This is a genomic window from Indolivaga capnocytophagoides, from assembly GCF_036511535.1.
GTDB lineage: Bacteria > Bacteroidota > Bacteroidia > Bacteroidales > Dysgonomonadaceae > Dysgonomonas_A > Dysgonomonas_A capnocytophagoides.
The window spans coordinates 4,257,554-4,283,727 of record NZ_AP028867.1 but is presented as its reverse complement, the minus strand read 5'-3'; the positions used below and the strand labels follow the sequence as shown (position 1 = coordinate 4,283,727).

General features: G+C 35.2%; 43 protein-coding genes and 2 tRNA genes. 14 read left to right on the top strand and 31 right to left on the bottom strand.

The genetic code is table 11. From position 1 onward, the window contains the following. Positions 1-171: 171 nt before the first annotated feature. The 5 genes from AABJ51_RS17235 to AABJ51_RS17215 all read left to right on the top strand — a co-directional run bounded on the left by AABJ51_RS17235 (position 172) and on the right by AABJ51_RS17215 (position 3,299). Entirely contained in the window at positions 172-1,128 is a 957-nt protein-coding gene (locus AABJ51_RS17235; protein ID WP_338373569.1) for an aldo/keto reductase, read from the top strand. Next, on the top strand, positions 1,125-1,562 hold the full coding sequence (locus AABJ51_RS17230; RefSeq protein ID WP_338373568.1) for a Rieske (2Fe-2S) protein: 438 nt from the start codon (positions 1,125-1,127) through the stop codon (positions 1,560-1,562). The genes AABJ51_RS17235 and AABJ51_RS17230 overlap by 4 nt, the downstream gene beginning before the upstream one ends. Positions 1,563-1,753: 191 nt before the next feature. Next, a tRNA-Gly gene (locus AABJ51_RS17225) sits at positions 1,754-1,826 on the top strand. An 8-nt stretch (positions 1,827-1,834) separates the two neighbouring features. After that, positions 1,835-1,917 (top strand) — tRNA-Leu (locus AABJ51_RS17220). Between the two features lie 176 nt (positions 1,918-2,093). Beyond that, on the top strand, positions 2,094-3,299 hold the full coding sequence (locus AABJ51_RS17215) for a tyrosine-type recombinase/integrase (protein WP_338373567.1): 1,206 nt from the start codon (positions 2,094-2,096) through the stop codon (positions 3,297-3,299). A 236-nt stretch (positions 3,300-3,535) separates the two neighbouring features. Here AABJ51_RS17215 and AABJ51_RS17210 read toward each other — a convergent pair whose 3' ends face one another. The 10 genes from AABJ51_RS17210 to AABJ51_RS17165 all read right to left on the bottom strand — a co-directional run bounded on the left by AABJ51_RS17210 (position 3,536) and on the right by AABJ51_RS17165 (position 7,863). Further along, positions 3,536-3,766 carry a hypothetical protein gene (locus AABJ51_RS17210; protein ID WP_338373566.1) on the bottom strand — a complete coding sequence of 77 codons (231 nt, stop codon included), beginning with the start codon at positions 3,764-3,766 and terminating at the stop codon, positions 3,536-3,538. 603 nt (positions 3,767-4,369) lie between these two features. Further along, entirely contained in the window at positions 4,370-4,534 is a 165-nt protein-coding gene (locus AABJ51_RS17205; protein ID WP_338373565.1) for a hypothetical protein, read from the bottom strand. Then, the gene (locus AABJ51_RS17200) at positions 4,531-4,929 is read right to left on the bottom strand and encodes a DUF7448 domain-containing protein (RefSeq protein ID WP_338373564.1); all 399 of its coding nucleotides are present in this window, start codon (positions 4,927-4,929) and stop codon (positions 4,531-4,533) included. Before AABJ51_RS17200 ends, AABJ51_RS17205 begins: the two co-directional genes overlap by 4 nt. A gap of 61 nt (positions 4,930-4,990) precedes the next feature. Then, a complete protein-coding gene (locus AABJ51_RS17195; protein WP_338373563.1) occupies positions 4,991-5,266 on the bottom strand; it encodes a hypothetical protein in 276 nt (91 codons plus the stop codon). Next, entirely contained in the window at positions 5,263-5,505 is a 243-nt protein-coding gene (locus tag AABJ51_RS17190; RefSeq protein WP_338373562.1) for a hypothetical protein, read from the bottom strand. The genes AABJ51_RS17195 and AABJ51_RS17190 overlap by 4 nt, the downstream gene beginning before the upstream one ends. An 11-nt stretch (positions 5,506-5,516) precedes the next feature. Beyond that, the gene (locus AABJ51_RS17185) at positions 5,517-6,173 is read right to left on the bottom strand and encodes a recombinase family protein (RefSeq protein ID WP_338373561.1); all 657 of its coding nucleotides are present in this window, start codon (positions 6,171-6,173) and stop codon (positions 5,517-5,519) included. A 100-nt stretch (positions 6,174-6,273) separates the two neighbouring features. Continuing rightward, positions 6,274-6,450, bottom strand: a complete 177-nt coding sequence (locus AABJ51_RS17180) for a hypothetical protein (RefSeq protein ID WP_338373560.1) — start codon at positions 6,448-6,450, stop codon at positions 6,274-6,276. Positions 6,451-6,719: 269 nt separating this feature from the next. Then, positions 6,720-7,079 (bottom strand): hypothetical protein, encoded by a 360-nt coding sequence (locus AABJ51_RS17175; protein ID WP_338373559.1) that lies wholly within the window; start codon positions 7,077-7,079, stop codon positions 6,720-6,722. 167 nt (positions 7,080-7,246) lie between these two features. Further along, the gene (locus AABJ51_RS17170; RefSeq protein ID WP_338373558.1) at positions 7,247-7,510 is read right to left on the bottom strand and encodes a hypothetical protein; all 264 of its coding nucleotides are present in this window, start codon (positions 7,508-7,510) and stop codon (positions 7,247-7,249) included. A gap of 134 nt (positions 7,511-7,644) precedes the next feature. Further along, complete coding sequence (locus AABJ51_RS17165) at positions 7,645-7,863, bottom strand: hypothetical protein (RefSeq protein ID WP_338373557.1); 219 nt, start codon at positions 7,861-7,863, stop codon at positions 7,645-7,647. A gap of 294 nt (positions 7,864-8,157) precedes the next feature. Between AABJ51_RS17165 and AABJ51_RS17160 the strand changes: the two genes are divergently transcribed. Further along, positions 8,158-8,820 (top strand): hypothetical protein, encoded by a 663-nt coding sequence (locus AABJ51_RS17160; RefSeq protein WP_338373556.1) that lies wholly within the window; start codon positions 8,158-8,160, stop codon positions 8,818-8,820. A 596-nt stretch (positions 8,821-9,416) separates the two neighbouring features. Here the strand turns inward: AABJ51_RS17160 and AABJ51_RS17155 are convergent. The 4 genes from AABJ51_RS17155 to AABJ51_RS17140 form a co-directional block, all read right to left on the bottom strand. Beyond that, positions 9,417-9,935: a hypothetical protein gene (locus AABJ51_RS17155; RefSeq protein ID WP_338373555.1), complete on the bottom strand. Its 519-nt coding sequence runs from the start codon at positions 9,933-9,935 to the stop codon at positions 9,417-9,419. Between the two features lie 8 nt (positions 9,936-9,943). Further along, positions 9,944-10,207 (bottom strand): hypothetical protein, encoded by a 264-nt coding sequence (locus AABJ51_RS17150; RefSeq protein ID WP_338373554.1) that lies wholly within the window; start codon positions 10,205-10,207, stop codon positions 9,944-9,946. Then, positions 10,204-10,359: a hypothetical protein gene (locus AABJ51_RS17145; protein ID WP_338373553.1), complete on the bottom strand. Its 156-nt coding sequence runs from the start codon at positions 10,357-10,359 to the stop codon at positions 10,204-10,206. The genes AABJ51_RS17150 and AABJ51_RS17145 overlap by 4 nt, the downstream gene beginning before the upstream one ends. Positions 10,360-10,527: 168 nt before the next feature. Beyond that, positions 10,528-10,680, bottom strand: coding sequence for a hypothetical protein (locus tag AABJ51_RS17140; protein ID WP_338373552.1), 153 nt, complete (start codon positions 10,678-10,680; stop codon positions 10,528-10,530). A 436-nt stretch (positions 10,681-11,116) separates the two neighbouring features. Here AABJ51_RS17140 and AABJ51_RS17135 point away from each other — a divergent pair, with 436 nt between their 5' ends. Continuing rightward, positions 11,117-11,584, top strand: coding sequence for a hypothetical protein (locus AABJ51_RS17135; protein WP_338373551.1), 468 nt, complete (start codon positions 11,117-11,119; stop codon positions 11,582-11,584). Here AABJ51_RS17135 and AABJ51_RS17130 read toward each other — a convergent pair. Next, positions 11,552-11,917, bottom strand: a complete 366-nt coding sequence (locus AABJ51_RS17130) for a hypothetical protein (RefSeq protein ID WP_338373550.1) — start codon at positions 11,915-11,917, stop codon at positions 11,552-11,554. The two genes, AABJ51_RS17135 and AABJ51_RS17130, sit on opposite strands and share 33 nt — an antisense overlap. 264 nt (positions 11,918-12,181) lie before the next feature. Continuing rightward, a complete protein-coding gene (locus AABJ51_RS17125; RefSeq protein WP_338373549.1) occupies positions 12,182-12,619 on the bottom strand; it encodes an HAD domain-containing protein in 438 nt (145 codons plus the stop codon). Between the two features lie 215 nt (positions 12,620-12,834). On the opposite strand from AABJ51_RS17125, the gene AABJ51_RS17120 reads away from it, so the two are divergent. Next, a complete protein-coding gene (locus tag AABJ51_RS17120; protein ID WP_338373548.1) occupies positions 12,835-13,104 on the top strand; it encodes a hypothetical protein in 270 nt (89 codons plus the stop codon). A gap of 412 nt (positions 13,105-13,516) precedes the next feature. Here AABJ51_RS17120 and AABJ51_RS17115 read toward each other — a convergent pair whose 3' ends face one another. The 9 genes from AABJ51_RS17115 to AABJ51_RS17075 form a co-directional block, all read right to left on the bottom strand. Beyond that, positions 13,517-13,726, bottom strand: coding sequence for a hypothetical protein (locus AABJ51_RS17115; protein ID WP_338373547.1), 210 nt, complete (start codon positions 13,724-13,726; stop codon positions 13,517-13,519). Between the two features lie 6 nt (positions 13,727-13,732). After that, positions 13,733-14,188 (bottom strand): hypothetical protein, encoded by a 456-nt coding sequence (locus AABJ51_RS17110; RefSeq protein ID WP_338373546.1) that lies wholly within the window; start codon positions 14,186-14,188, stop codon positions 13,733-13,735. Positions 14,189-14,287: 99 nt separating this feature from the next. Beyond that, entirely contained in the window at positions 14,288-14,521 is a 234-nt protein-coding gene (locus tag AABJ51_RS17105) for a hypothetical protein (RefSeq protein WP_338373545.1), read from the bottom strand. Then, on the bottom strand, positions 14,493-14,783 hold the full coding sequence (locus AABJ51_RS17100; RefSeq protein ID WP_338373544.1) for a hypothetical protein: 291 nt from the start codon (positions 14,781-14,783) through the stop codon (positions 14,493-14,495). The genes AABJ51_RS17105 and AABJ51_RS17100 overlap by 29 nt, the downstream gene beginning before the upstream one ends. A gap of 22 nt (positions 14,784-14,805) precedes the next feature. Beyond that, on the bottom strand, positions 14,806-15,078 hold the full coding sequence (locus AABJ51_RS17095; RefSeq protein WP_338373543.1) for a hypothetical protein: 273 nt from the start codon (positions 15,076-15,078) through the stop codon (positions 14,806-14,808). A gap of 23 nt (positions 15,079-15,101) precedes the next feature. Next, positions 15,102-15,596, bottom strand: a complete 495-nt coding sequence (locus tag AABJ51_RS17090; RefSeq protein WP_338373542.1) for a hypothetical protein — start codon at positions 15,594-15,596, stop codon at positions 15,102-15,104. Further along, a complete protein-coding gene (locus AABJ51_RS17085) occupies positions 15,593-16,867 on the bottom strand; it encodes a hypothetical protein (RefSeq protein ID WP_338373541.1) in 1,275 nt (424 codons plus the stop codon). The genes AABJ51_RS17090 and AABJ51_RS17085 overlap by 4 nt, the downstream gene beginning before the upstream one ends. A gap of 2 nt (positions 16,868-16,869) precedes the next feature. Beyond that, positions 16,870-17,361 (bottom strand): DUF3310 domain-containing protein, encoded by a 492-nt coding sequence (locus tag AABJ51_RS17080; RefSeq protein WP_338373540.1) that lies wholly within the window; start codon positions 17,359-17,361, stop codon positions 16,870-16,872. Then, positions 17,361-17,627 (bottom strand): hypothetical protein, encoded by a 267-nt coding sequence (locus AABJ51_RS17075; protein WP_338373539.1) that lies wholly within the window; start codon positions 17,625-17,627, stop codon positions 17,361-17,363. The genes AABJ51_RS17080 and AABJ51_RS17075 overlap by 1 nt, the downstream gene beginning before the upstream one ends. Before the next feature lie 272 nt (positions 17,628-17,899). Here AABJ51_RS17075 and AABJ51_RS17070 point away from each other — a divergent pair, with 272 nt between their 5' ends. The 3 genes from AABJ51_RS17070 to AABJ51_RS17060 are packed head-to-tail and all read left to right on the top strand — an operon-like array spanning position 17,900 to position 18,778. Next, complete coding sequence (locus AABJ51_RS17070) at positions 17,900-18,148, top strand: hypothetical protein (RefSeq protein WP_338373538.1); 249 nt, start codon at positions 17,900-17,902, stop codon at positions 18,146-18,148. Next, entirely contained in the window at positions 18,145-18,420 is a 276-nt protein-coding gene (locus AABJ51_RS17065) for a hypothetical protein (RefSeq protein ID WP_338373537.1), read from the top strand. The genes AABJ51_RS17070 and AABJ51_RS17065 overlap by 4 nt, the downstream gene beginning before the upstream one ends. Position 18,421: 1 nt before the next feature. Further along, positions 18,422-18,778 (top strand): RusA family crossover junction endodeoxyribonuclease, encoded by a 357-nt coding sequence (locus AABJ51_RS17060; RefSeq protein ID WP_321577308.1) that lies wholly within the window; start codon positions 18,422-18,424, stop codon positions 18,776-18,778. Between the two features lie 219 nt (positions 18,779-18,997). On the opposite strand, the gene AABJ51_RS17055 is transcribed toward AABJ51_RS17060, so the two are convergent. From AABJ51_RS17055 to AABJ51_RS17030, 6 genes are all read right to left on the bottom strand, one after another. Beyond that, a complete protein-coding gene (locus AABJ51_RS17055) occupies positions 18,998-19,318 on the bottom strand; it encodes a hypothetical protein (protein ID WP_338373536.1) in 321 nt (106 codons plus the stop codon). Positions 19,319-19,464: 146 nt separating this feature from the next. Beyond that, positions 19,465-19,791: a hypothetical protein gene (locus AABJ51_RS17050; RefSeq protein ID WP_338373535.1), complete on the bottom strand. Its 327-nt coding sequence runs from the start codon at positions 19,789-19,791 to the stop codon at positions 19,465-19,467. Positions 19,792-19,870: 79 nt separating this feature from the next. Next, positions 19,871-20,290, bottom strand: coding sequence for a hypothetical protein (locus tag AABJ51_RS17045; RefSeq protein WP_338373534.1), 420 nt, complete (start codon positions 20,288-20,290; stop codon positions 19,871-19,873). Continuing rightward, a complete protein-coding gene (locus AABJ51_RS17040) occupies positions 20,287-21,810 on the bottom strand; it encodes a phage portal protein (RefSeq protein ID WP_338373533.1) in 1,524 nt (507 codons plus the stop codon). Before AABJ51_RS17040 ends, AABJ51_RS17045 begins: the two co-directional genes overlap by 4 nt. A gap of 11 nt (positions 21,811-21,821) precedes the next feature. Continuing rightward, entirely contained in the window at positions 21,822-23,378 is a 1,557-nt protein-coding gene (locus AABJ51_RS17035; RefSeq protein WP_338373532.1) for a phage terminase large subunit, read from the bottom strand. Continuing rightward, positions 23,366-23,602, bottom strand: coding sequence for a hypothetical protein (locus tag AABJ51_RS17030; RefSeq protein ID WP_338373531.1), 237 nt, complete (start codon positions 23,600-23,602; stop codon positions 23,366-23,368). The genes AABJ51_RS17035 and AABJ51_RS17030 overlap by 13 nt, the downstream gene beginning before the upstream one ends. 60 nt (positions 23,603-23,662) lie before the next feature. Between AABJ51_RS17030 and AABJ51_RS17025 the strand changes: the two genes are divergently transcribed. Genes AABJ51_RS17025 through AABJ51_RS17015 form a run of 3 tightly spaced genes read left to right on the top strand, consistent with a single transcriptional unit; the run spans position 23,663 to position 26,133 of the window. Next, a complete protein-coding gene (locus AABJ51_RS17025) occupies positions 23,663-24,325 on the top strand; it encodes a hypothetical protein (protein ID WP_338373530.1) in 663 nt (220 codons plus the stop codon). 30 nt (positions 24,326-24,355) lie between these two features. Continuing rightward, the gene (locus AABJ51_RS17020; RefSeq protein WP_338373529.1) at positions 24,356-25,000 is read left to right on the top strand and encodes a hypothetical protein; all 645 of its coding nucleotides are present in this window, start codon (positions 24,356-24,358) and stop codon (positions 24,998-25,000) included. 14 nt (positions 25,001-25,014) lie between these two features. Next, a complete protein-coding gene (locus AABJ51_RS17015; protein ID WP_338373528.1) occupies positions 25,015-26,133 on the top strand; it encodes a major capsid protein in 1,119 nt (372 codons plus the stop codon). The last annotated feature ends 41 nt before the right edge of the window (positions 26,134-26,174 follow it).

Here is a 26,174-nt window from a genome sequence, read left to right as displayed (position 1 = left end):
TTCTCAAACACACTGATCAATCAATATTGTATATAAATATAGAGATACACCTAAAATATCCAGAAATGTGTAACTTTAGGACAAGTTAAGGTTTCAAACCTTTCTATTTATTTGGAAATACATCATTAAGGACTTCTTGTTATTATTAACGAAAAACAGACAAATTTCAATATGGAATATAAACTTTGTGGTAAAAGCGGTTTGCGGCTTCCGGTGCTATCTCTGGGACTTTGGCATAACTTCGGAGAAGTTGATGATTTTGACAATTGCAGGCAAATGCTTTGCACTGCTTTCGACAAAGGCATCACACACTTTGATCTGGCAAATAACTACGGTCCTCCTCCCGGAAGTGCTGAAACAACGTTTGGAAAGATCTTAAAGAATGATCTTTTACATCACCGGGATGAAATGATCGTCTCATCAAAAGCAGGACACCTCATGTGGAATGGCCCTTATGGTGATGGAAGTTCACGCAAATCATTATTGGCCAGCATCGATCAGAGTCTGAAACGCACAGGTCTCGACTATTTCGATATCTTTTACAGCCATCGCTATGATGGAGAAACGCCGATCGAAGAAACGATGATGGCATTGGTAGATATCGTAAGACAAGGAAAAGCATTATATGTAGGTTTATCCAAATATCCAACTGAAAAGGCCAGAGAAGCATATACGATACTAAAAGAGAATAAAGTTCCTTGCCTTATTTTTCAGGACAGATATAATATGCTTGTACGCAATGTCGAAAGAGAGATCTTACAACTAACCGAAGAGCAAGGAAGCGGCTTTATCGCATTCTCGCCATTGGCACAAGGATTGCTTACCAACAAATATCTGCATGGAATCCCTGAAGATTCGAGAGCTGCCAAAGAAAACGGATTTCTCAAGAAAGATCAGGTAAATGATTCGGTTATTACCAAAGCTAGGCTATTAAATGAACTAGCTCAACAAAGAGGTCAGACTCTGGCCGAAATGGCTCTTGCTTGGGTATTATACAACAGACATGTGACTTCGGTTATTATAGGAACTAGTTCGGTTAAACAGCTTAATGATAATATTGGCACATTAAATAACAAAGATTTCTCAATTCAGGAAATCCGACAAATAGAAACAATATTAAATCAATGACAAACACTATAAAACGACTAACTGTACTGACCATTATATTTTCACTCTGGGGATGTGAGAAGTCCGAGAATATATCAACATCTATCCCTGATAGACCTGTTAATATAGTAATTAATACAAAAACTCAGCACCAATTCAATGAGCCGTATTATAGGAAATCGTACAATGATCAGGGATATGGCGGTGTTTTGGTTATTAACTACTCTTCTGGATTAGAAGTAAACCTAGCGGCATTCGACAAGGCTTGTCCATACGAAGCGGCAGCAAATAACAGAGTAGACTCTTTAAATATATTACAGGTGCAATGCCCAAAGTGTAAATCTATATTTGAAATCGGAGATGGAACAGGCAGGTGTAAATCAGGACCTTCTACTGAACGGCTAAGAAAATATTATATAAATAAGAATGGAGATACTTATCGTATCCAAAATTGAAGTCTCAGACCTATTAATTGTCTTTCCAAGTATAATGCCGATAGATAATTATTACTTGAAAATACGAGATTAAATACTTTCTGTCTCTTAAATATTGATGAATAGTTTGTAAAATCAAAAAAAAGATTTTACATTTGCACTCGCAATTGCAAAACGGCTTAGAGAGATAAGTTTCGGCGATTGCAGCATTCGCGAAAGTAGCTCAGTTGGTAGAGCACGACCTTGCCAAGGTCGGGGTCGCGGGTTCGAATCCCGTCTTTCGCTCAGAGGATGCTCGGATGGTGGAATGGTAGACACGCAAGACTTAAAATCTTGTGACCATTAGGTTGTGCGGGTTCAAGTCCCGCTCCGAGTACAAGGTTGATAATTAGATGATTACACAATGAGTAGTCATCTTTTTTTTATGTATATACCGTGTATTTGAGTTTTATATCTTACTTTCAAGTACGTCAAATAAGACTACGTAGAGTTACTGTGAACCCATGTAAAAGCAAAATGTTTACAAATAGTTTACACTTAAATTTATCAAATATGGCAACTTTTAAAGCAACTATTAGATCAAAAAGGGAAGATGGAACTTATTTAGTCTATATTCGGTGCACACACAATAGGCAGATAGCATACATAAAGACCGATATGTATGTGTCTGAAAAGAAAATAAAAAAAGGTGAAATCTCAGATATTGATATAAACGGAAGATGTGCTGTGAAAATTATGGAATGGCAAACCAAGTTAAACCGGGAAGATATTTCTAATTGGACTGTAAAAGATGTAATATCCTTAATCGATTTTGACAACACCAATATACCATTCATAGTATACTGCCAAAAATTTATTGACAAGATGGTTAATGACGGTAGAGAGAAGAGTGCATCCAATTACAAGTGTGCAAAAAAATCTTTTGAGGAATATTTTGGAGCCAATATCGCCTTTCAAAACATAAGTACAAATAAGTTAATGCAATGGATTGGGTCATTATCGAATACAGCCAGAGCTAAAGAAACATATCCTAAAGCAATAAAAGCCATGTTTGATGCCGGATGCCTTGAGTATAACGATTATAATAAAAATATTATAAGAATAGCTTCACGTCCTTTTATGGGAGTTAAGATACCAAAACACGATTTACCTAAAAAGAAAGCTATTGATGCAACCATAATTAGAAAAATATTTGAATATACACCAAAGACTAAAAGACAAGAAGAATCTAGGGACGTTGCAATACTAATCTTTTACTTTGTAGGGATGAATACCGTTGACCTATTCAATCTAACACATGAAAATATTAAAGGTAATAAGATATGTTATAACAGAAGCAAAACAAAAAAAGAAAGGCAAGACAATGCCTATATAGAAATTGAAATTCATAAAGACATCCTGCCTATATTGGAGAAATGGAAAGGAGAAGACCGGTTACTAAACTTTGGACACTCAAACGATAGAGTTTTCAATAAAGCTGTTAATGTTGGGTTAAAACAAATCTGTACCGCTTTAGTTATAGATCCAGTGGATACTTACACCTTTCGTCACTCGTGGGCTACAATAGCACAGAATAAATGTGGGGCATCTACTGAACTAGTTGCTTTTTGCTTAAATCATAGTTCTGCGCACAAAGTTACAGAAGGTTATATTGAAAAAGATTTTAGTCCTATTGACAGGATGAATGAAAAGGTTATAGATTACATTTTCCAAAAAGGAGAATATACACCGAAAGAGGAAGAAAAAAAGGAAGCCTAATCAGCCTCCTTTTGTTAAAAGAATAATAGAATGATTCACTATTATTAAGAGATATTCTTAGGGGCGAATTACACGCCAACCCATAGCCACCCGTTTCGACTTCATCATTATGGTCTACTGTTTCACCAAAGAGTACAGGCATTTATCTTCCAACTCTCTTTTTCAAGGGCTACCTATTGTGCGGCATCAACGTTATGCGTATTAATCATATCTCTTGTACTTTAAATATAGCAAAATTATTCTGTATTTGGAAAGTATTTATCTCGATTTCGTTTCAGCTCTGCCCTACTCCGCATATTCTTTATTTCTAAGTACCGAACGAATCGGAGTAGTTTTTGACTCGGATTATCTATAATAACAGGGGCAGCTAATTGGGCTTTCAAGTCGGGACGATCTTTTAATGTGCCATTTCGGATAGCTTCGTTTATCCTGATTGCGCTCTCTCTCATTTTCTCAAACACTGCCATATTATTTAAGTTTATTCCAATAATTCGGAATATAAAATAACGGTTTCCAATGAGTTGGTATAAACATTAAGTCTATATCCTTTATTAGACCCGTGAAAACACAATAGCATTCAGCTCCGCCTTCAAATTTAATATCAATATGCGAACCACGTTTTGGCTGCCTTAATTTAAAGGGTACATATCCTATAAATTTCATATTATCTATTTTGTTATAATTAATCAACTTTATTTCAACAAAACACTTGCATTTCAGATATTTATTTATATTTGCATTTGTAATTTTACCAACCACTGAAAGCATGAGATATTGAAAGAGGGCTCATGCAGACAGGGTCAGTGTTGTCTGCGACTTTATTTCTAATAATATGACACGTAAGATTACAATCAGAATTAGAACTACCGTGCGCACAACTGTACGTATTCGTAGACGCTAAGACAATTAGGGCATGATGTCGCTCGTGCCCTTCTTTGAATATAGCGAAATTATTTCAATTCAACAGGGTCATCATTCCACACAACTTTTAACGATTATTACAATAATAACTATCACGACTAAGCCTTTCCATCCACCTTTGAGAAATGCTGAGAGTAGGTTGTTCATAATCAATTCAATTTATTTTTATCCAATTCCCATATCACATTACCAAAAACATCCTCTACTCGGATAGTACCAGCGTTACATTCTGCATTTTCGATTGCATCTTCGTTATTCTTTAAATACATAGGATAAAACATATCCTCTCTGAAAAATATGTAAGTGTAGGTCATGATTGCTTTACATTTACAAGTTCAAAATCGACACTTTCAGAATAATAGCCATTACTTTCACCATACCATCTAATATCAACATAGCCTTTTCTTGTTGCTAGTTTATAAAAAGTCCATGTAAAAGAGTCATCTTGTCTTTCAATGAATTCTTGATCAATATTTGCAGGATTATCACTACTCGAATTTTCTTCTGCAACGAGAATAGTTTCTCCAATTAGATCGTATATATCACCACATACATCATCTATTAAAACCGATTCGCAACAGTCTTGTGCATGGGACATTCGATAAATACATCCATCAGTGGTTGTGAAAATAACTTCATCACCTCCATTTTCCAACCCTTTAATTTCTGTAATAGTTTTTCCTTTTAGGTTTTCAAACGCAACTTCCATAATCCTTTTTATTTAAATATAAGCATTTTAGTTGAATAAGAATATCGAATAAACTCCGCTGTTATTTTTCAAATACTTCATCAAACTTCATCTTGAAATCATCAATCATAATCCGCAAAATGTCAATCTCCAAATCATCAAGTTTAGTATATTTAACCCCTGTTCGCTGAATTGTGCCTGTTATAGATAAAATTAGCCGTTGATAACTTAATACTTTACTGTCGGCTATGCCTTTCAGATTGAGATATGGGTGTATCTTACATAATGCTTTCCGAAACAACTCCCGTTGCTCATCGGTATATTTTACATATATAGGTGAATATTTCTTCTTTTTCATCTCATCAGTCCTTTAAAAAATCCAAACAAACAGATACCAATAATGCCAAAGAAAGCCAGCTGTCCAGATTCAAGAGTAGCCATTAAGATTAAGCCTCCAATAACTAAACCGATCAATACAATAGCAATAATGATTCCTAAGCCGTTTACAGGTCTTTTTATACCTTGTCTTTGTTCTTCTTCAATCTTGTCTTTTTCGAGTGCTACACGCATCCTAAACTCATCTAATAACCTTCCCATGACTATATATTTTATCTGTTTACCAATCTATTTAATGAACCCACATTCCAATGTTTGCCGGTAGGCGTATAAAAACCGTTGTTATTTAACTCGTTTGCAATCTGCTGAAAACTTTTACCTGATTGCCTAAGCGAAACCGCCATTAATTTAGCTCGTTTGTTCGCCTCGTTTTGTTCAGCTTTAATCTTATTAGCCTGAGCTCCTTTTATCCGGGCTGAATCGTCCAGATTATCAGGTTTACCGAGTCGTTCGCCCCTAGCTTTTTTTGCTGCCAACGCTTGCCTTGTTCGTTCGCTTATCCTTTCTCGTTCATGTTGTGCCACAGTCGCAAATATACCTATTGTTAGCGTATTAGCATCGGGAATATCACAACATTCAAATTGTACGCCTGTATCTCTCAGCTTAAAGATAAAGCCAGCATTACGGCTTAATCTGTCAAGTTTAGCAATCAATAATATTGCGTTGTTCTCTTTTGCATATTGTATCGCTTCGGTTAGTTTGGGTCGATCGTTCTTCTTACCGCTTTCAACCTCTACAAATTCGGCTATAATGTCGGCTTTTTTCTGTTGGGCGTGAATTTTCACCGTATTACGTTGCGCTTCTAGACCTAAACCGCTTTCGCCTTGTTTCTGGGTGGATACTCTTAAATATGTTATAAATTTTGCCATAATAATAAATATTAATACTATTTTATTTCTTCTCAGTTCGTTTAATGCGGATCACTCCGCACCCATCACTATTAATCTGACTTTGGACAGTTGAGAAGGGTTATTGTATAGCATACCAATTATCTACAATTTTCTTTGCTTGGTTTTTCCATCCACGACCGCCCAAACTCATGAATTTATTCAAGACAAAGCCATCTTTCTTTACTTTTACAGCCAATTCAGAGCCGATAAATTCTATCGTAAAATTTCTATATGTTATTGTTTCATTCGCTTCCATAAATCACCAATTTATAATGTTTGTTCAAATTTAATTCTCTCGTCAATCATCGCAGTAGGATAACACACACCCGTATAGTTCGCACGAATACAAATTCGCTCCATGATATTACAATTCAAATAGCCTTTGTCAAGCATGTGATAAAATCCGCTATACGGTTTTAAGTGCGTCAAAGTGTTTCGCCCTTGCTGGTCTTTCCTTTGCCCGTGTTGGATGTACGGGGCGTATATATTTGTTGTAGTTGATTCCATAGCTTCATTGTTATGGGGTTAAAATGATTGCGAAGCCTTGCCAGCATTACGCAAATACTTATCTTTTAAAATCTGTTCTTCAGTTATTCCCAGTGATGTACAACCCTTGTCAATACGTTTATTATTCTTTTCTAATTGCTTTTCAGTTAAAAGAATGAAGTCAAAATCATCAAAAAAAATTGAGTTAGTATTATCTATTCCAGCTTTGAACCCTCTCGAATACATTACAGCCCAAGTTCTATCAATATCCTTTTGTAATATTTCATTTCGTTCAATTAGCTTTTCAATCACTCTAATTTTCAAATCTGACGAATAAGATACTTTATTTAATCGTCGGGCTACCCTCTCTAATCTTATTTGGGTATGTATCCTAGCCATCGTTTAAAATGTTAACTTAAAACTAAATCTATTTGATCTTCTCGCTGCAATCCGCTTAAGTCTTGCCAACTCCCTAACGGCGATTTCGTTCGACTCATAACGCAATATCTTTTGAAAATCTGCATCGTAAAATATTATTATGCGTTTCATTGTGGTAATAGTTAGGGTTAGATAGAAAATATACGAACGTCATTTTCCTCACGATCGTTATAATAACCATTGTCTCGATTATATTGACCTTCAGTTATTTCGCCAGCATTAAATAAAGCTGTAAAAACCTCACTCGCATAACCTTTGCAACTTCCAGTATTAAATTTATGTTCGCAAATAAAAGAAGGAATATTCTGGTCTATCTTGTAAATATTAACTGTAACGTTATTATAATATCTACCTTTTTTTATGTATTTTGTGAAGATGTAAGACTTTTTCATTAATTTTACCCCGAATACGGCGGGGATTTAATTTTCCCGTATTTGTTAAGTTGGTGGCAGTGATGCCGATTTAATTATTATCTCAGGCGGTTAGTTTTACCTTGGTCGGATGGCTAACCGTCACTGAGTTGATTTTATTTTAACGTGGCTATCTTATTATTGCACACCTGTATACTATCATACACAGCCATTTTCTGATCGAAATCCAAATTGCCACGTGTTAAATCATATTCCAATCGTGCTTTTTCTGCTGTCAATCCGACAAACTCGCTATTATCGTAAACTGATTCTGTTTCACATGATGTAAAAATAAATACTAAACTGGCTACTAATACGATTAAAATTGCTTTCATAATTGGTCGGGTTTAATTAGTTATTATCTCTTATTTCTATACTTAAAGATAGCAATAATAAACAATAAAGTGAAAATATTATTGTTAATAAAAGCTATCAAAATGTATATATTTAGTTAAATACACAGACTTAAACACAACACATAATAGCTGAATAAATAGAAACTTACATATAAAAACAACTACACATTTGCCAATCACAAATAGACTAACTATATTTACAATAGTTAACAATAATAAGCATACACATTAACAAATACACTACATACACAATACAACCAACACAATACACAAATGGCAAAGCAAAAAGAACAAACTAAAGAGCAAATACAAACAGACTTTTTAAAAGCAAATAAAGAGCTTCTATATCTACTCCACTTTTATGCATATTCGAACAACAAAACAGAGGCTTACACCTTTGCAAATAATAACATAGTAACTGATAACATTAATAGTCTCAAAGCTCAAGCATCGCAGTATTCCAATTCCGTAAAAGTAACACAGCTCGAACCGGCTTTCTTCCTGAAATTCGAACAGGCTATAAACAAATACTACCAAGCAAAAGGATTAACACTAATCGACTCGACCGAATTAGAGCAGATCCAATTTAAAGCAAGTAAGTATAAGGAGGATAATATAGAGGATGAAAAAGAGGTTGATAGGGAGATAATCTCTACTTCATTTTCTGAAAATTTCACCGAATTTGATGAACTTGATTTAAGCAATAAAGACGAACTACTAAAGGAGCTACAAAGACGATACAAGCTAAGAACTACAGACGAGAAAACACGAAACGAGATCACTAAAATGATTATAGATGTACAGAATATGAAGAAACAGGAGATCCAAGAGGATGAAGATACCATACATTACTATGTACCGCTTCCTCTGTGCGATTTTTGCCCTCATCAAAAGCAAATTATTAAAGAAAACACTTTAAAGCCTTACAGCGAATAACAAGTGTGTTTTTGCAACTCTGCGAGGGTTATCAGTGGGGTGCAACGGCTTATTTAATTATTAATCAGCAGTATAACGTGGTAGGGTACCCCCTTAAACAGTACCGGCACGCCCCGCCCAACCGTCCAAATTTTATATTTTTTATTTTTCCAATTTTAGGTTAATATAAATTTTGCAAGTTCGACTCTATTTTATATTTTCACAAAAAAAATAATATGAATAAAAAGAGTAGCGAGGATTACAAAAATCAAACGTACAGATGCTATTTGCTAGACCCGATAGTACGAGACTGTTTCAAGCTAAAATTGGAGATAGAAAAAAGTAATAATAGCAGATCTCAGAAGTTGGCTGATTTTGACAGAATAAAACATAGCCACGATTATCACGTTTCAGCACACTACCCCGACTTTCCTGAACTAGTTGAAAATTTCAATATAGAACTATAACAAACAAAGCCACCCTGAATCACTCGGAGTGGCTATTTTTATTCTATTCCTGCTATTTTCTCTTTTCAGACGATCAATCTATCCGAATTGAATTTTAAGCGGCTTAAATTTGCTCTATATCGCTTAATGATTTCAGCAACCCATTTGCGTTCATTCACTCTCATTTAGTAATTTTACCCGATGTTGATCGTATTCCCTATCGAACCTTTTTTTAATATCACAATTATTCGTATGACATAATTCACAGTTATAATGAACACTATCCCAATGATCTTTTTTATTTATAGTACACATAGGACATGGATTATTTTCCTTTCTCCAATCCCATAATGGGGTCATCCTTTTTATATCATTTTGGGTTTGTTTATCATTAGCATCCCATTGATTAACTAGTTTTCTACGCTCAGCATCATCAAGCAGATATTTCAATGAAACGCCCCACCAATTTGATTTATATGCCACATTATTTTGTTTCATGTAGTTAAGAATCTCGTAGATATCAAATACAACACCCTCACCATCTATATTATGAAACACGTCTCCTTTTTCGTTTTCCGCCTCGATCTCATATCCAATAGTACCATCATCAGTTCGGAATGTTTCAATCTTTATGTTCCGATCATATCCGTACGTACATAATAGAATTTTAAACAAGTCTTTATTTGTCATATTTTTTTCTAATCTTTAATTTCATCGTATAGTATTTCATAATCATCTAATTTATCCATTATCATTTCACACCCTTCACAATACCGACATATTATTTCGGTGACATCAACAATATGATTATCAACAGGGCAGTGGTATGTTTCATCTATAATTCGCTTCCACTTTCTCTTAGCAATCCGTTTATATATCGTCTTTTCATGCCTATACAATACAAAGTGTCTTTTTTTATTCGAACCTTGCTTTCCTAGCCATTTACGGAGTCCAATCTTCATTTATCAATAGTCCCTTTCCAAACTATCCTTCCTACTGGTTGGCGAGGATTGCTATTTATAAATTCAATAGCTTTTGCTACCTGTTCCTCATTCATTACTTCTTCTTTCGGGTAAGCGACCTTACCTTTTCGTTTCGGTGTTATCTGTGTCATAATGTTGTATATATTTTAATTACAGCTAAAATCTCTAAAACGAGAGCGATAGTTATTAAAAATTCAGCTTGTCCTATCTTTAGTATTTTAAGGTAAAATCCACGAATAAACACGCATAACTGAAAGGCAATCACAACGATTAACAGTGCGAATATTACATTCATAACTCTATTTTTTACTGTTTAAAAAATCACAATACTCTTGTGCCATATCTTCAAGTCCAGTAGGAAATACAACGACTTCATGCCCTCTACCATCTAGGACTGCTCGACCTTGCTTTTTACCAACTCTAAATGGTGGAATAAAATCTTTCTTTGCCATAACTTTCTCATTTTGATTTAACTAAATATACTGAAAAGTGATGGGTTGTGAAAGTTTAGAATTGTTGCTATATTCAAGTATACCAGACTATTTAATTATGCTAAGAGATGATACTGAAGGGTAATTTCGAGGAAGAAATATAAAAAGGACTCATACGACAGGCACATCGCACCAATTGAGTTCATAGAGTTTTATGTGCAATCGTTTTCGACTTTATAATCGAACGACCGAGTAGGATCGGTTTAAACCGTAGTGAGAAGTACGATCATTACGGTTATTTTGTATCTCGAAGTCTGGTGACTTCGTCCTCTTATATATAAGAATATACAACAAATCACATCAAGTTAATTATTATAGCCTTATCTATTTTCGGAGTGGTACGTTTTACCCATACATTGTGGTAATTTTTTACCACTTTATTTGCTATATTTAAAGCATGGCACAGCGAGGAACGGAACTACCAAACCCATTTATATCAAGCGAGAATTTTAAGCCTAAGTCGAGACGTAAAATAAACAGAAACACAAGCTTAAATGAGGTATATGACTCTGATGGGGTTGTGCATAGTGGTATTATTGGCTTTGAGACACTACCTGAATTATACGATTCGCAACGTTTTACAAAAGTGTATAAGCAGGGATGGACTGTTATGTCTGAGCTGAGCAATTCTGCATTGAAAGTATTGCTATACTTTATTTCCGTGATGGATTATTGCGATACGGTTGAGTTCGATATACGAAAATGTACTAAATTCACAGGCTATAAGGACAAATCCCACATATACAAAGCAATCAAAGAACTTAAAGACAAAAACGTTATAGCCGAAACAGACTCACCACGCTTGTATTTCTTAAATCCTACCATGTTTTTTTTAGGTAAGGATAGGTTGAAACTTATTAGATAGACTTAATTTATAAATACTACCTGTCGATTCATTAGGTTCTGCAACATGTATTACTTCACACTCAAACCATATTTCCAAAAGTACATTTCTCCAATCAAATAACTTTTTAAGAGTATGAGAGGTAAAAGTTTCTACTTTTTTAACTTTGTATAATCCTCCATATTGATCTTCAATTGCTTTCATGTTTATATCAAAAGCCATCTCTGTCATGAATTGAATATCCTCATCCGATGAAGGATTAAATTTGCAACAAAACATTATAATATTATCATCTACTTCATAACGCTCAATGCAATAAAAACTAAACTCATAGTCCACTATTTTCTTCTCCATTTATTTATATGATCTACATTATCCTGCTCTGATTTTTCCTTGTTTGAATATCGATGTTCAATATCAAATCTGTCATCATCAAAGTAAGCATAACTATCAAATATCTCTTTTCTATTTAAATACAAATAATCATCAAAATTAGACGAACTTAATACATTTTGAGTATATAGCTTCTCTTTTCTCCTTATAAGCCTATGCCTAAGCCTACTTATACCCCGATACCTTTTCTTTGACCTTTCTTTAAATATGGCTACTTTCCTTGATCTACTCATGTTTATTCAGTATTTCTATTGCTCTATTTGCATCTGCTAAGCTCAATCCATCCAATCCGTCAACACAGATAAAATGGTCTAATTGATGTAATAACATATCGCTATTATCGTCAAGTATGACATAATTGAAGTCTGGGATATATAAGCAAGGTTGAATCCATTGATCTATTTCCTCGCCTCTATGATTATCTGTTTTCCGAGTTGTTAGATCTAATACAACTCCCGGCAAGCCTCTATCCTTCCACATCTGCCAAATAACCTTATGTCCAGCCATACGCCATGTTGATGAAAGGACAATCCACGCACCTGTTTTATCTAGGATTAATTTTAGATTATCGACACACTTCTGATTAAATAAAAAGCCATATTCATCTTTATCTTGAAACTCTGTATTCAACACTCCATCAATATCCAGAAATATAACCTTCATAATTATTTTAACAATAAATTAACAATATTTATTCATCACAATAATATGAATATACGAAAAAGCAGAAAAATATACAACGTTGATTATTAAACATTAAGCTATTTTACATATCAATAATAAACCCCTAAATAACCCCAAGCTAACCCCTAATGTATAATTAGTAATTGGTAATGTATAATGGTTAATGTAAATGTATAATTATATTATTCTTGCCGATGCTGTCTCGTTTTGAAAAGTACGAATTTCTAACAAACGAATCAACAAAGCAAAACAGGCTCATAACTATCTGTAACTGGGAGGAATATCAGTCAATTTATTGCAATGCTAACAAAGGAGCTAACAGTCAGCTAACAAACGACCAACAAACGGCTAACAATCAGCTAACAACTAACAATAATGATAATAACAATAATGATAATAACAATAATAATGATAACAATGATATAAATAACTACTATGTCACTCCCTTACGTTCGCTGTTATAGACACATGAAAAAGAATAACTCATGTTAGCTGTATAACTCCAAGTTGTCCGTAAGGCTGTAAGGTCAACATAACTAAGAAGAATATTAAGGCACATCGACCCGAAAATATATAGACGCATTTTAAGGCTCAAATTTAAACGATAATATACCAACATGAATACTTATACCGAAATTAGATTTAACTTCGAAAAATCAATCCGTAGATAGCAAATTTAAGGAATTAGAGATATTACTCAACTACATATTACACTAAAACATCAAAAATAAGCTACTTCCCGAGTCGATTTAAGGCAGTTTTAGAAGTTCGGTGAAGGATTGTTTGGATGGAGTCGCTTAGATCGCTTGAAACAGCATAGAAAAAGCCTATCCAATTTAGGACAGGCTTGAAAGTTAGTGCTAGGAAGGTGAGTCGTTATTCTTCGGTTGCAAACCAGAGATATTCATTGAAATATCGGAATGGTATATGGATTAAACTACCAACCTCATCATTTTGAAATGTTATAGACCCATCTGGATTATTTTGTGCGGCTATTGCAACTTTTTTGTTTAGATGATCTAAATTAGAAATTATCGAAGCTTCAATTTTTATCTCATCAGACAGGATAAATGTTATTTTAACCATACTATATTATTCAGGTTTATAATCTTTTTTTATGATTGTATCTTTTCGTTTAGGTCTTTCAAAAATATTTCCATTTATATTCCAACCTAATTGTTCTAAAAGGCTTTTATCTGATTCTTTTATTATTCCTGTACTTTTCTTACCGACAATCTCTATATTATCATCTGTATCGGTAAAAGATAGTTCACGGAAATACTTTCCAATCATCTCACTTTCAGGAAAATTATCATTATCAATGCATATATCCATGACTCCTTCCACTATTCTACCATCTTCTGAAACTGAGTATTTGATTAATTCATGAGCCTTGATATAAGAAATAATAGATTGTAGGATTCTTTCTTTCTCTTCTTTTAGAGCTTTTCTCTTGGATTCATCTATACTTAAGCCCTCTTTTATATATCTATTTATTACAGGTTCTATCGATACACCGTAGCCAATTTTACCTATTTTGTTTTCCATCTTTTATTATTTTTATTCTTTATCTTTAAACATATTTATGTCGTATTTAGCTAAGAAATCTCTACCACTCTCGGTTTCAAGTAAAGCCTTTTTATATTCTCAGATTACACTATGTATATGCTCAACTCGGCTATCATCTGAATGCTTTACTGTTACAGAATCATAGTCTAATAGCGTTAGCATTATATTATCTAAGCTTCTCTCATACGAATCAATCTTAGCTTGTTGCTCGGCTACAAATCGAAGTGCTAATTCGTCATAGCTTGTTTTTACGTTATAGAATAGTTTGCCTTTGTTCAGTTTTTCATCGTTTATATTTTTTGCGTCTTTCATTACATTCCTCGATATACTTCTCACATTTCCCTTTCAAGGCTATTACAAACGACTCGCATTCTTGCCCTTCGAGCTGAGAAATAAATTGATCTGCGGCTCTCTCATATACTTCCAATGCTGTTCCGAAATAAGCATCATTATCTTCTAGCCAAGCTGATTCGAAATTATGATTTAGCTTTCGGTTAAATATATGAAGAAGAAGAAATGTATCTTCACTTAATTGTATCGGAAACCGTTTGTAATCCTCAAAATCTTTCTTCATAAATTAAATGTTTGTGTAGTTACTAATTCGTGTTCGTAGTAGTCTGGATTGCTTCGCAAGCATTAATTGGGATTTCACAACATAAATCGACTGTGACAAACCATTCATTAGTACCCTCAATGAGAACTCCATTTATCTCCTGATCGGTATCTTGGTAGACCTCAAGAGCTTTGCATTTCTTTCCTTTAAACTCGTCTACAAAAGAGGTTATTTCACCTCTATCAAATCCAACTCGGATCAATTCATCCATTAAGTTATCTTTGATTCTAATTTTGTCTCCTTTTTTTATTTGCATAGTATCTCTTAATATGTTTTAGGTTATGGTCTTATTTTATTTTCTTTTGATATTTTTCTCATGCTATTATCAATTTTCAATCTATATAGAGAGAAAGCGTAGTCATGTGTGCATATGTGTCCCTTATATATTCCTAAATTAGATCTTTTAATATCAGATAAATATGTGGGTGTCTCTTTCAGATTATACCATTGGTTATCTGTAAGTGGTGCTGTTTTCTTCTGTATAAGGACACGTCCATTCTCAGATATTCTAACACAGGGGGCAAACCACTTCGGGACATCATTTGTCATATCTTTTACCATCTGCCATAATTCCCACTCTAGAATATTGTCCGATGGTAGTCGGTCTACCTTCTTATGTATCTTTACAACACATGATTCGTCATAGTCACATTGATAAACGATCCTAGAACACCCCTCACCAATTAAATTACCACAAAGCATATCGTGATAAGCCATCATTATATCAGCATTATCAAACAGTTCTATTATGTCTTTTACGGTTTCAGTTCTCATATTACTACCTGGAATATCGCAGTTTGCTGCCGAGTTTTTAGTTCTGACTTTATGTTATAGGCTTCGAGTTCTTTAACTATACCATAGCCTTCATTTTCGGCATATTGTAAGTCAATGTATTGATAATATCTCTCTTTGCCATCAACTACATAGCAGACTCCAGAAGCACGTCCGATAACACCTAGAGCGTGTTCGTTGTAGGTATTTGACCCACTCATGGACCCCGATCTGCAAGATATATCTGTACCTCTGTGAGCATGAATGTGACCAGATATAACGAAGTCAACAGGCTTACCACTGAGAGCGTATTTTCCAATAATGGATTGAGTTTTCTCTTGCTTCGATGTAGACTGTGGCATATCGTGCATGACTAGCCATTTCTGTTCTCCAAAGTCAATCACGTTTTCCATCTTATCAATAGAGTGAAATGTTATACCCTCGATGTTTGCAAATTCTAGTACCTGTCTAACCTGAGCCATGATGGTATAATCATAGTTGTCTGAAAAAGCCTCATTTGAAAAGGTCATTTCCTGCTTCACACGACTTTCATTCCCTAGCACTGAAACAATTCCAACTTCATACCCTGCATTACGCACTTCAAGTATAGATTGCGTGATTATATGGGCTAGCAAGTTAGCCGCTTTTGCTCTATTTGTACTTTGGTTAAGTAGTTCATCCAAACGGCGATCAGAGTTACACAAATCTCCGGTATAGACCATCGTTACCTTCTTTACATTTCTGAAAGCAAAGTATCTTAGAGACTCGTTGATTAGCTTTTTCATCCGCTTAGACAGTACCGTCCAATTATATTGATTATGCGGAAGATCTATCAGTTCATTTGCGTGAACATCTGTTATTTGGATCACTCCTACTCCATGTTTATTTTCGCTATAAACTAACGGCTGAATATTTATCTTTTCTAACAGTTTATTTGCATAAAGACGGTTCTGATTAGCTAGATCTTTACCGAACTGAGTAACTGCATTTTCTATTCTAGCATCTTCTCTAAAAGACTTTCTTTCAATACGCTGAACATCTTGTAATTTCTGCTTATCCTTAGCTAATCTTACATTCTCAACGATCAACTCTTTATCAGGCTCGCTATCGTGAATTATCCGACTGATACTACGTCTTAAGCTGTCCTGCTCTTTTCCGAAGTCTCCGTATTCAGCTATAATATATCGGGTTAAATCAGCAATTGTATTGTACTGCTTTGACTCCCAAAGTTTAATAATTTCTTCTTTTAAATCTTCTAACTTTGTATAGGGCATATTTATTTCTTTAAGTTGCTAATTCTGCGATTGATATAGAATATCGCTTTTTGTAAATCCTCAATTTCCTTCTCTTTATCAGTCTTATCGGCATCTTTCTTAATTCCTGCTCGCCACAAGTATTTGATGGCATTACCGATAAGAAAATCCCTATGTTCTGTTATTTGGATACACTCAACACCAGACGGATCACTACAATAGTGACTAGGATGGTTTACTTTATCTTCCATTATCGAATTATCAGTTCCTTGATTTAAATCTTCTCCAAATTCATATCTCTGAACGTTCCTGACCAAATACATTTCTAAGAATTTATCAATTATTTCAGGAGACGAACCATCATCATTGACTAATACTAAAAATGTACCTCTAGCTTCTTCTTTGATTTCACCATATCCAAATATCCGTTTTTTATAGATTGGTTTCTCTATCCATTTATGCAGATCATTATAATGTCTAAATGGAACTTCTTGATAAACTACCTTTCTTGCCATTACAAACTATCTTTTAATTCGTCCTTACTAGCATAGACCTTATCCTCTGGCAACCAGAAGAAATCGTCCTTTGCATAGATAGGTGGCATTTCTCCTGTAAAGTCAGCATTAACCACCCCATCTTTGACAAATGAATAGATTGTCTTTTGACTGCCGTTGATGAATCCCTGTGTTCTGATACCAAAGATTTTTCGCTCTTTAATATTGCCGTACTTGTCTAGGCAAAATATATTTCCGCCTACATCAAACTTAGTTTCGATTTTCATAAATTGATTGATTTAACTTATTATCTCTAAACTGAATATACGGTAATTCAGAGGGTTTCACAAGTGAGTTTTTTGAGGTATATTTAAGTAAAAGCAATAATGAATATGAAATTAAAGCAAGAAGGATTTCCTAGTATTAGCGATGTTTGGTGGCGTTTTGATATGAGCGAGTCACTAGTAAATATTGCCTTTTTTATCCTATCCATGATTATTTATCCCTTCGCATGGATTTATGTAAAGATTAGAAAAGTATTTAATAAAATGAAAAGCTAATGAGCCGATTTGAAAGAAAGAAACGCCCCGAAGATGTATTGGGCTTAAAAGGTAAATGCAGTCTTTTCGACCTTGCAGATAACGAAATAAAAAAGACGTTTTATATTACCGATTCGGAGTATGACTATTTGACTGAGAGGATGCTTGATGCCGAATTAGATAGTTTTCTAATTGACGAGTTTTCTTCGTTTGGAGAAAAGCGGAAGTGTTTAGAAATGATTGATAAATATTTAAAAGAAATGGAATGAATATAACATCAAGTGATTTAATAAAAATAGCTGATGCAGGATACCACGATAAATCAGACTTATTTCTTAATTGTATATCATATGGTACAGTTGAGATTTTCGAAAATCGTATTTTTCGCTTGATTGGCTACGGACAAACTGCTCCAAATTATATATTAGACATCGAAGTGTCATCTGATAATAATGTTTGGATCGATACCAATAATAATAAATTTGATCACATAGCCGCCATCAAGAAAATGAGAGATTTAGGTTTAATTGAAATAGATTGATATGCAGACAATATTAGGAAACCCACCAAGCAAATCGAACAGCTATAAGATTATTACTTTCAATGGTCATGCTTCACTCGCTAAGACTAAAGCTTTAAAGCAATACGAAAAAGACTTCTATATTCAATGTAACCAATATCGTGATAAAAATATTGATGGGTACTTTGAGTTTCATGTAAAGGTATTTTATCAGTCTCAGCGTCAAGACCTAGACAATGCCATGAAGATACTTTTAGATTGTTGTCAGTCTTGCAATGCTATCAAAAATGATAACAAGTGCGTGAAGATAGTAGCTGAGAAATACTTAGATAAGAATAACCCTAGAGTAGAGTTCGAAATAATTGAGGTGAAGGTCTAAAAGCAAATCAGTCCGAATCTCACGACTCAGACTGACCTACTAAACATTAAAAATTATATATGAATAAACGTAGAATAGAGGGAGCAGGATTCGATACCTGCACGATTGTGGTAAGATCACATAAAGGTCGATAGATTACCTTTCCCACTTAATTTCTCCGATAGCGCCTGTTGCGTCTCTCTTCCGCCATCCTTCTATAATAAATATACAAATCAGTTTTTAATCTTGCAAGGTAGGTTTTTGACTCAGTAATGTTTCAAAAGTTACAGCTAAAGTCTCTATCACATCTTTGTTTGGCATAGCCGAAATAACGGAAATAAGAGCATTGGCATATACATTCAAAACGGTCTCGTATTCTCCACCTTTGTCTTTTGCATTTTGGATCATCATTGACCAAGCCGTATATGGTGCTGTTGATATATCATAACTAGCCCTGCAATATCCAGAATCAATAAGAACTGTACGACCAGATATTCGATAGGTCATCGTTCCAGACTTAAACACAATACCAGGAATATCTCTTTTAAGTTTTTTAGCCATTAATTTGCGATTTTGTAAATAGTTTTGTTTAGAGTTTTAGAAAATCCGGTTAATAATATCGAATTGGTGTCAAGAAGGAAAGCCTGCTGTTTTTTTAACATTTCAACCAGCAAAAAGTATGTTTTTAGGTGAATTTCCACATGACATTATTCTGTCACCAACAGCGGGTTAATAATTTCATTCTTCTTGACTCCGATGTTTTTTGCGATTTTATAGAATTTGATAAACTTAGGATCTCCTTTTTCAAGACTCTTTTCCGCAGATATAACCGACCTATGAATTGAGGCTATAAACCGTCCACATATCAAAGCAATTTGCTCATAAGTATATTCGGCTCGTCTAAGCATCAGATAATAGGCAGACCTACATGCTTGCTGTTCTTTCGTTGTCCCATTTAGAATTTCATCGAATGAGAATCCCGTCTCTTGTGCATATTGATATATGCCACCTTGAATTACATTTGTTTTTTTCATACACTCTATTTATTAAACACTCTAACCTAAATATAAAAAATAATTGACTGACAGACAAGTACCCATCAGTCAACCAAAATCACAACAATCTACGCTCTGTCATCACAGATTTATATTTTGCGAGAAGCCACTTTTTATCATTCTTTTTATTATTTGGATATGGAATATTAGCATCATCCATCAACTTGCGAATATCCTCTACTGAATATTCTTCATCCGAGATAACGGTTTCTTCACTGGCTTTCTCTACAAGTGGATAAACTGAAATAATTTCTTTGACACCACCACCTTGAGGAAAGAAATCCTTAATAATGGCTGTTTTCTTCTCTACTTGATTCCACTTTCCTATACAATAAGCACTTTCACCGAATGCTTTTTTTACTAAAAGAATCGCTCTGGTATTATATTCTTCGTTTGGTGAAATCATTTTAGGCATAGATCCAACCGAGCAATATTCTAAAGCTTGTTTTTTTGTTTTGGATAAAATATCTATTTTCATTTTTGTGTTTGTTTTTGTATTTGACGTTCTTTATTTGTTTGATTTAATTCAGAACTATTATCAGAGACTACTGTTTCTGTCTTTGATTGCTGTTCTAATTCTGCTGTTTCTTTTTCTTCTTGCTTTATCAGATCATACTCATTATTTGCCCTGTATGGGTTTTGTCTAGCCGCTGATTTTTTAGATAGTGATCCCATCGTTACAGAATTGTTTAGGTTAGCTACAAGTTCACTCGTATTTTCAGGAATATAAATTTCAATTTCTGTCCTGAACTTTACTTTTTGTAAAGCGGATGTATTCCTGTTTTCCAAACCCAAACCTTCAATGAATAAATATTGCATAGTATCAATAAAATCATCCCACTCTTTAGCTCCCTCCATTGCTTTCTCTATTTCGGGATGCATAACTAATCTAACCGCTGAACTAGGCATGTCTCCGCTTGATTTAAGAGTGTCAGGTGTTATGTTCACAGTAAATGATCCGAAGAATATCATATTAAGGTGAGTCTGAAACTGAAACTTAAAAGATTCGGCATCATTTCCAGATTTAGAGATAAAATTAGCCTTAGCTTCCGAATCTCCTTGTAATGTTTTCCCCTGTGATCCTTTTTGAGGTAATCCTGTAGTCTGTCCTGATAAGAATAATATAGGGAACGCAAAGTAGGCATTACTCTCACAGAACTGAGAATATGACCATTCAAATTCTTCAATTAATGATTGAACATCATCCCATGCAACCTTTCCTCTATGATAGCAAACAGGGAGTCTCGAAAAACCATGAGCTTTCCTTTCTGTCTCGACCCAATCCGACTTCCTTCTTTTAGCATCTTTTCTAAATTCGTAAACATTAATTCTGTCTACAATCATCAAAGCCTCTTGCGGATTACCTTCTTCATCTTCGGACATGAAGTATCTCCAAAATTCATAGTTACGACCTAAAGAATCTTTCCTAACGAGCATAGAATCCCCATCAGCATAAGAGAACGTTTCCCAATCTAATTTACCTTCATCCCGAAAAAAGTATAATGCACAATCTCCTGTTGTCTCTTTTGATTCCACACATTTATCAAAAGCTATATTCATATTCTTAGTCAAGAACTCCTGTTGAATAAATATGAATGTCTTGTCTATCTCATCAGTAGTATCTGTATTGGCAAGTGTGAATTTTAATGGGCGCCCCGTTAGGTGATTTTTGACCTTGGTTGCTATCACTCTTTGAAACGGGAATGCAGTACGGGCTATTTGCTCGATGCCCCACTCCTCCGGTTCTCCGTTATCGCCTAGCTTTGTGACTACTGTCTTATCTGGATAAATAGTCTTATCAAAAACCTTATGGCTTGACGGACTCAACTCTCGTAGATATTGATCTTGTGTTATAAGCAATCCCTCTTGATATGGCAATGACAAGGAGACATTCCCCTGCTTATTGACTCTTGCAGGTATTCCCTGAATTGGTGATAATCGGACAAATGGACGTTTACCATTGCCTAGTATCTTTTTGATCTGTTCGTTTGTGTACATTGTAGTTTGTGTTAGTATATGTATCGTATTATATTACTGAATACACCTTTGTAGTTGGCATAAAAGCGCATTTTCAGAGAGTCTATACAGTCGGGTGAGCAACCGATGATCTGTCTCATTTCTTTTTTAGGGATCAGTTTTAATTTACCTCTTGTAATACCATTGTCTTTTTGCCATCGCATGGATCTTACCTCTAATAATAGTTGCTCAGCAATAGTCTTACCTTCAAATGTTTTCTTTAGCACACTAGGATCAAAACTTATTTTGCCATCAATTACTCCAATTACAAATTCATTAGTGATCTCAGCATTCAAATCCGTGAAAGTAGATCTATCTTTAGGTGTACCATTACTCTTATATCCGATAGAATTAGGGATGAAACCTTTGTTTTGGTATTTACTACCCATAAAAGCCCCCATTCCGAGAGCATCGTATATAATTCGATTATTTGGTATCCGGTATCTTTTTGCAACTTCCTGAACCTCTCGGATAATTTCGGGTGCAGAGATATTTTTATAAATAAAAACATCCACCAGATGCCATCCATCCCATACCCATATGATAAATTTATCTCCTCCCTCCATAGCCACGTCAATAGTAAGCCATCGTTGTCCATCTGTTTGAGGAATGTTGTTAAATAAGGCTTGCATCTGAGAGGTTTTAATTAAGCCATCGCCTGAGTCGAAAGAGTTCCAATTACCCTCTAATTCTTTGGCAACCGATGCTTCCCCTCCCTGAGCAATACTTCCTATATAGTTCGGATCTGACTCTAACAGGATTTTATTCTCATCTACACGACCTCGTATAAATACCAGAGACTTAATCATATCATATTTAGACACAAGACCCTCTAATTCTTTCCTATATAGCTTATCAATGTGTCCTTTTGCTTTTTGATATACATCTTCTTTTGTGTCACCCCAAAAAACCTCATCAATAGATTCTCCGTATTTGAAAAAATAGCGAACAACACCCTCTCTTTCAGGAATAGGAAAACCATCATCCCCAATATACCATTGTATGAGTTTTTTTACCCAACTCTCAGCATTCGGGTTACAAGTTCCAACTATCTTGTTTTTTATTCCATGAGCATTACGATTTGAGGACATTAAGAACCAGAATGTTTCCTCTTTTATCTGGTCTACCTCATCAATTCCTATATAAGCTATTTGTTGTCCGCGAAACCGTTGATCGGCTTTATCCTCATTCGCCATGTGCTCAAATTTCAACTTCGAACCTGTGTAAAAACGCCACAAGAACGAACTTTCAGTAGGCTCACCCAGAGGAGTAAATATTTTAGTTGATGTATCCCATAAGCCACCACCACGTTTAAAGTCATCTTTTTCTCGTCTGATAATTACTGACTCAAAGTGCGGATTTTTCATATTCTGGAGTACTCCCATTAGAAGAACATAGGTCTTACCCCCACCTCTCTCTCCACCTACAATCTGAATATCAGCGTTTTGTCTTAACACTCTTTCTTGAAATCCGAGTTGTGGCATTATATACTTAGACTTAGGCTGCGTATCTCGAATGTGTTGTACTTCTTTATATGTTAGGATTTCCATATAGGTGTTTTTCTGAATTTCTCCCCTTTGTTTAGGATCTTACGAATTGTATCGGGCGTACATCTTAGTTGGTTTGAAATCTTGTCATGAAAGTATTTCTGGCAGAGATAACCAGCATACCCATATACTTTTGATTGTCTTACCAAATCCTTATACAAGGAAAAAACTTCATTCCGATCTATCTTCTCTCTCCGTGCCGAAGATTTGGCATTAGTGTTAGTCATAGCTTTATATTGTTTATGTATAATTGTGTTATTAACGAATATAAACAATTATTAACAATAATGAAAGACGAGATTTTACAAGCCTTAAAAACTAAATATTCGAATTTAGGGTTTAGGGACAAGGCTTTTGAAGCTACTGCTGAGTTCTTAGCAACCACAGTGACAGATAAAGCTCAAATCGAAACCGCTATAAGTGGGGTCGATAATCTGTTAAAAGCTTTTCAAGGCGAGAAAGACAGCCTCCGCACCGAAAATGTGAATCTGAAAAAGCAACTAGAAGATAGGGGCAATGAGGATAAGCAAGCGAAAAAAGATGACAGCAAGAAAAAAGACGAGAAAGATTTTCTTACTCGTGAAGACTTACTCTCGGCTTTAAAGGATTTTCAAAAGGAACAATCCGATAAAAATCAGAAAAGTCAGGAATATGCCGCTAAGATTGATTCGGTTAAGGCTGAATTATCTAATAAAGGTATTAAAGAGTCAGCTTTCAAAATGCTACTGAAAAATGTAGATAAAGCTGAATCGCTGTCAAAAGAAGAATTAAGTGCGGCTATTGAGAAAGATTATGATGCACTACGATCAGACATCACACCGGAAGCTGGGAAGCCTAAGATGTCAACTTTAGGAAACGGAGATCAGGTTCCATCCGATATTGCCGACTTCATAAAAGGCAAAGAGGAAAGCATTAAAGCTGCTCAATCGACTGAAAAGAAACTCGTATAATACAAACGAACAACTAACACAAACTAACACATGCGAACTCCATTATTTACTACAGGGAATAACTTTCCCTCTCCTGAATTTACGGTTGGAGGCGGCAGACCTGTCTATTACGAAATAGGCAAGGAATTGCCGGGGGGATTCAATATTGACCTGTCAGCTTTCCCTAAAGGAAGCGTAGTTCAGACAGGTTCTCCTATATCCGTAGATGAGGCGACCAGAACAGCCAAACTACATATTGCAGTGTCTGTATTTGAAGCCGCAATTGCAACAGCTACCGAAATAAAGGTAAAGAAGTTACTCGGAGGTGTTACCATTTCTGCAGGTCAATTCGTAATCAAAGCACCTGCGACAACCACAGGAACAGCAACCTCAGTGACTGTATCTTCTATTGATTCATCTAATAGTGAATACGATGTACTTACACTTAGCGCTGCAATAGGTGTCCTTGCTGTAGGTGACATTTTGGTTGAAGCTGATGTGCTCGGAGCAGGAGCAAAAATAAAAGTTGTACCATCTGCTCTGACTCGTTACGACATCTACGCAGATCCGACATCTACTACTTTTACATGCGGTGCTGTAATTGAAGGAATCGTATACGAAAGACGTATTCCTCCTGTGGCATCGGCTATTAAGGCTTTATTCCTTAACGAAATAACTTTTTCACAATCAAGATAAGATAAATAAATACTATGAATACAAGAGATTTAAGCTTTTATAGCCTGCTTGGTGGTGAAACTGGAATACGTGCTATCATCGATACGGTGAATAGTCAGTATAACAATACAAACTGGAAAAACCACTTTAAATGGGGCGTTCAACAGATGGGGCTTACGTTCAGCGTACTGACTGCTTCGTCTAATATTGCACCGATGGCATCTGTGATAGATGTCAACTCGCCTAAACCTTTACGTGCCAAGAAAGGATTTGGTGGATATGGAGGCTCAATACCTAAAATAGGACATGGGTTCGACAATGAAGAACAAGAGTTGAGAAATCAACAGCTATTTGCGGCAAGCGGTGGCTCCTATAATATTTCTGCTGTAGCAGAATTGCTATTCAACGATGTTGATAAATTAGTTCAGGGTGCGCATAGCCGTATCAATTATATGGACGACCAATTAAGAAGTACAGGTAAGGTCGTTATTGATGTTGATAACAACCCCGATGGTATTTCAATCGAAGTCGACTATCGAGTACCATCCGAAAACTTCCTAAAGACAGGTTTTGCGGATGCGCCAAAATTGGCATGGTCTGATGCTAACGCTAATCCGGTTCAGGATTTAGTTGATATGGTAAAATATGCTGATGACAACAATATATCTTATGATGTATTTGAAATGTCAAAAGTATTATGGAATACGTTCCTTATGCATCCACAAGTTATTTTATGGACTCGTGCAAGAATGGGATTCCAAACTTCTGCCCCGACATATCCTATTGGAGAAAATGACGTTCGCAGAGAAATTGCAGGTTTTGGCTCATTGCCTCCCTTCGTAATCAATGATACTAAGTATAACGCTCAGACAGACGGGGACGATGTAATTATTAAAGCATTCGATGAAGGCAATGTAATTCTTAGACCGAGCGGAATTTTGGGAGAAATGAAGAATGCAATATCAATGCATACTCTTGCTCCAAGTACGGCTGACAATTTACGGACAACAGTAGAGGGTGGTCGTATCGCTATACTTAATCAATGGGATGCAAGGAAATTGATTAACCACATCGAACTGGAAGGTTACGCAATACCCACATTAAGTAATCCTAAGAATTTGCTAGTCCTTGACACTACTGAGGCGACAGCCTAAGTAAGCAGGAGATTTGATAAAACCTTTTCTATCGAATTTGA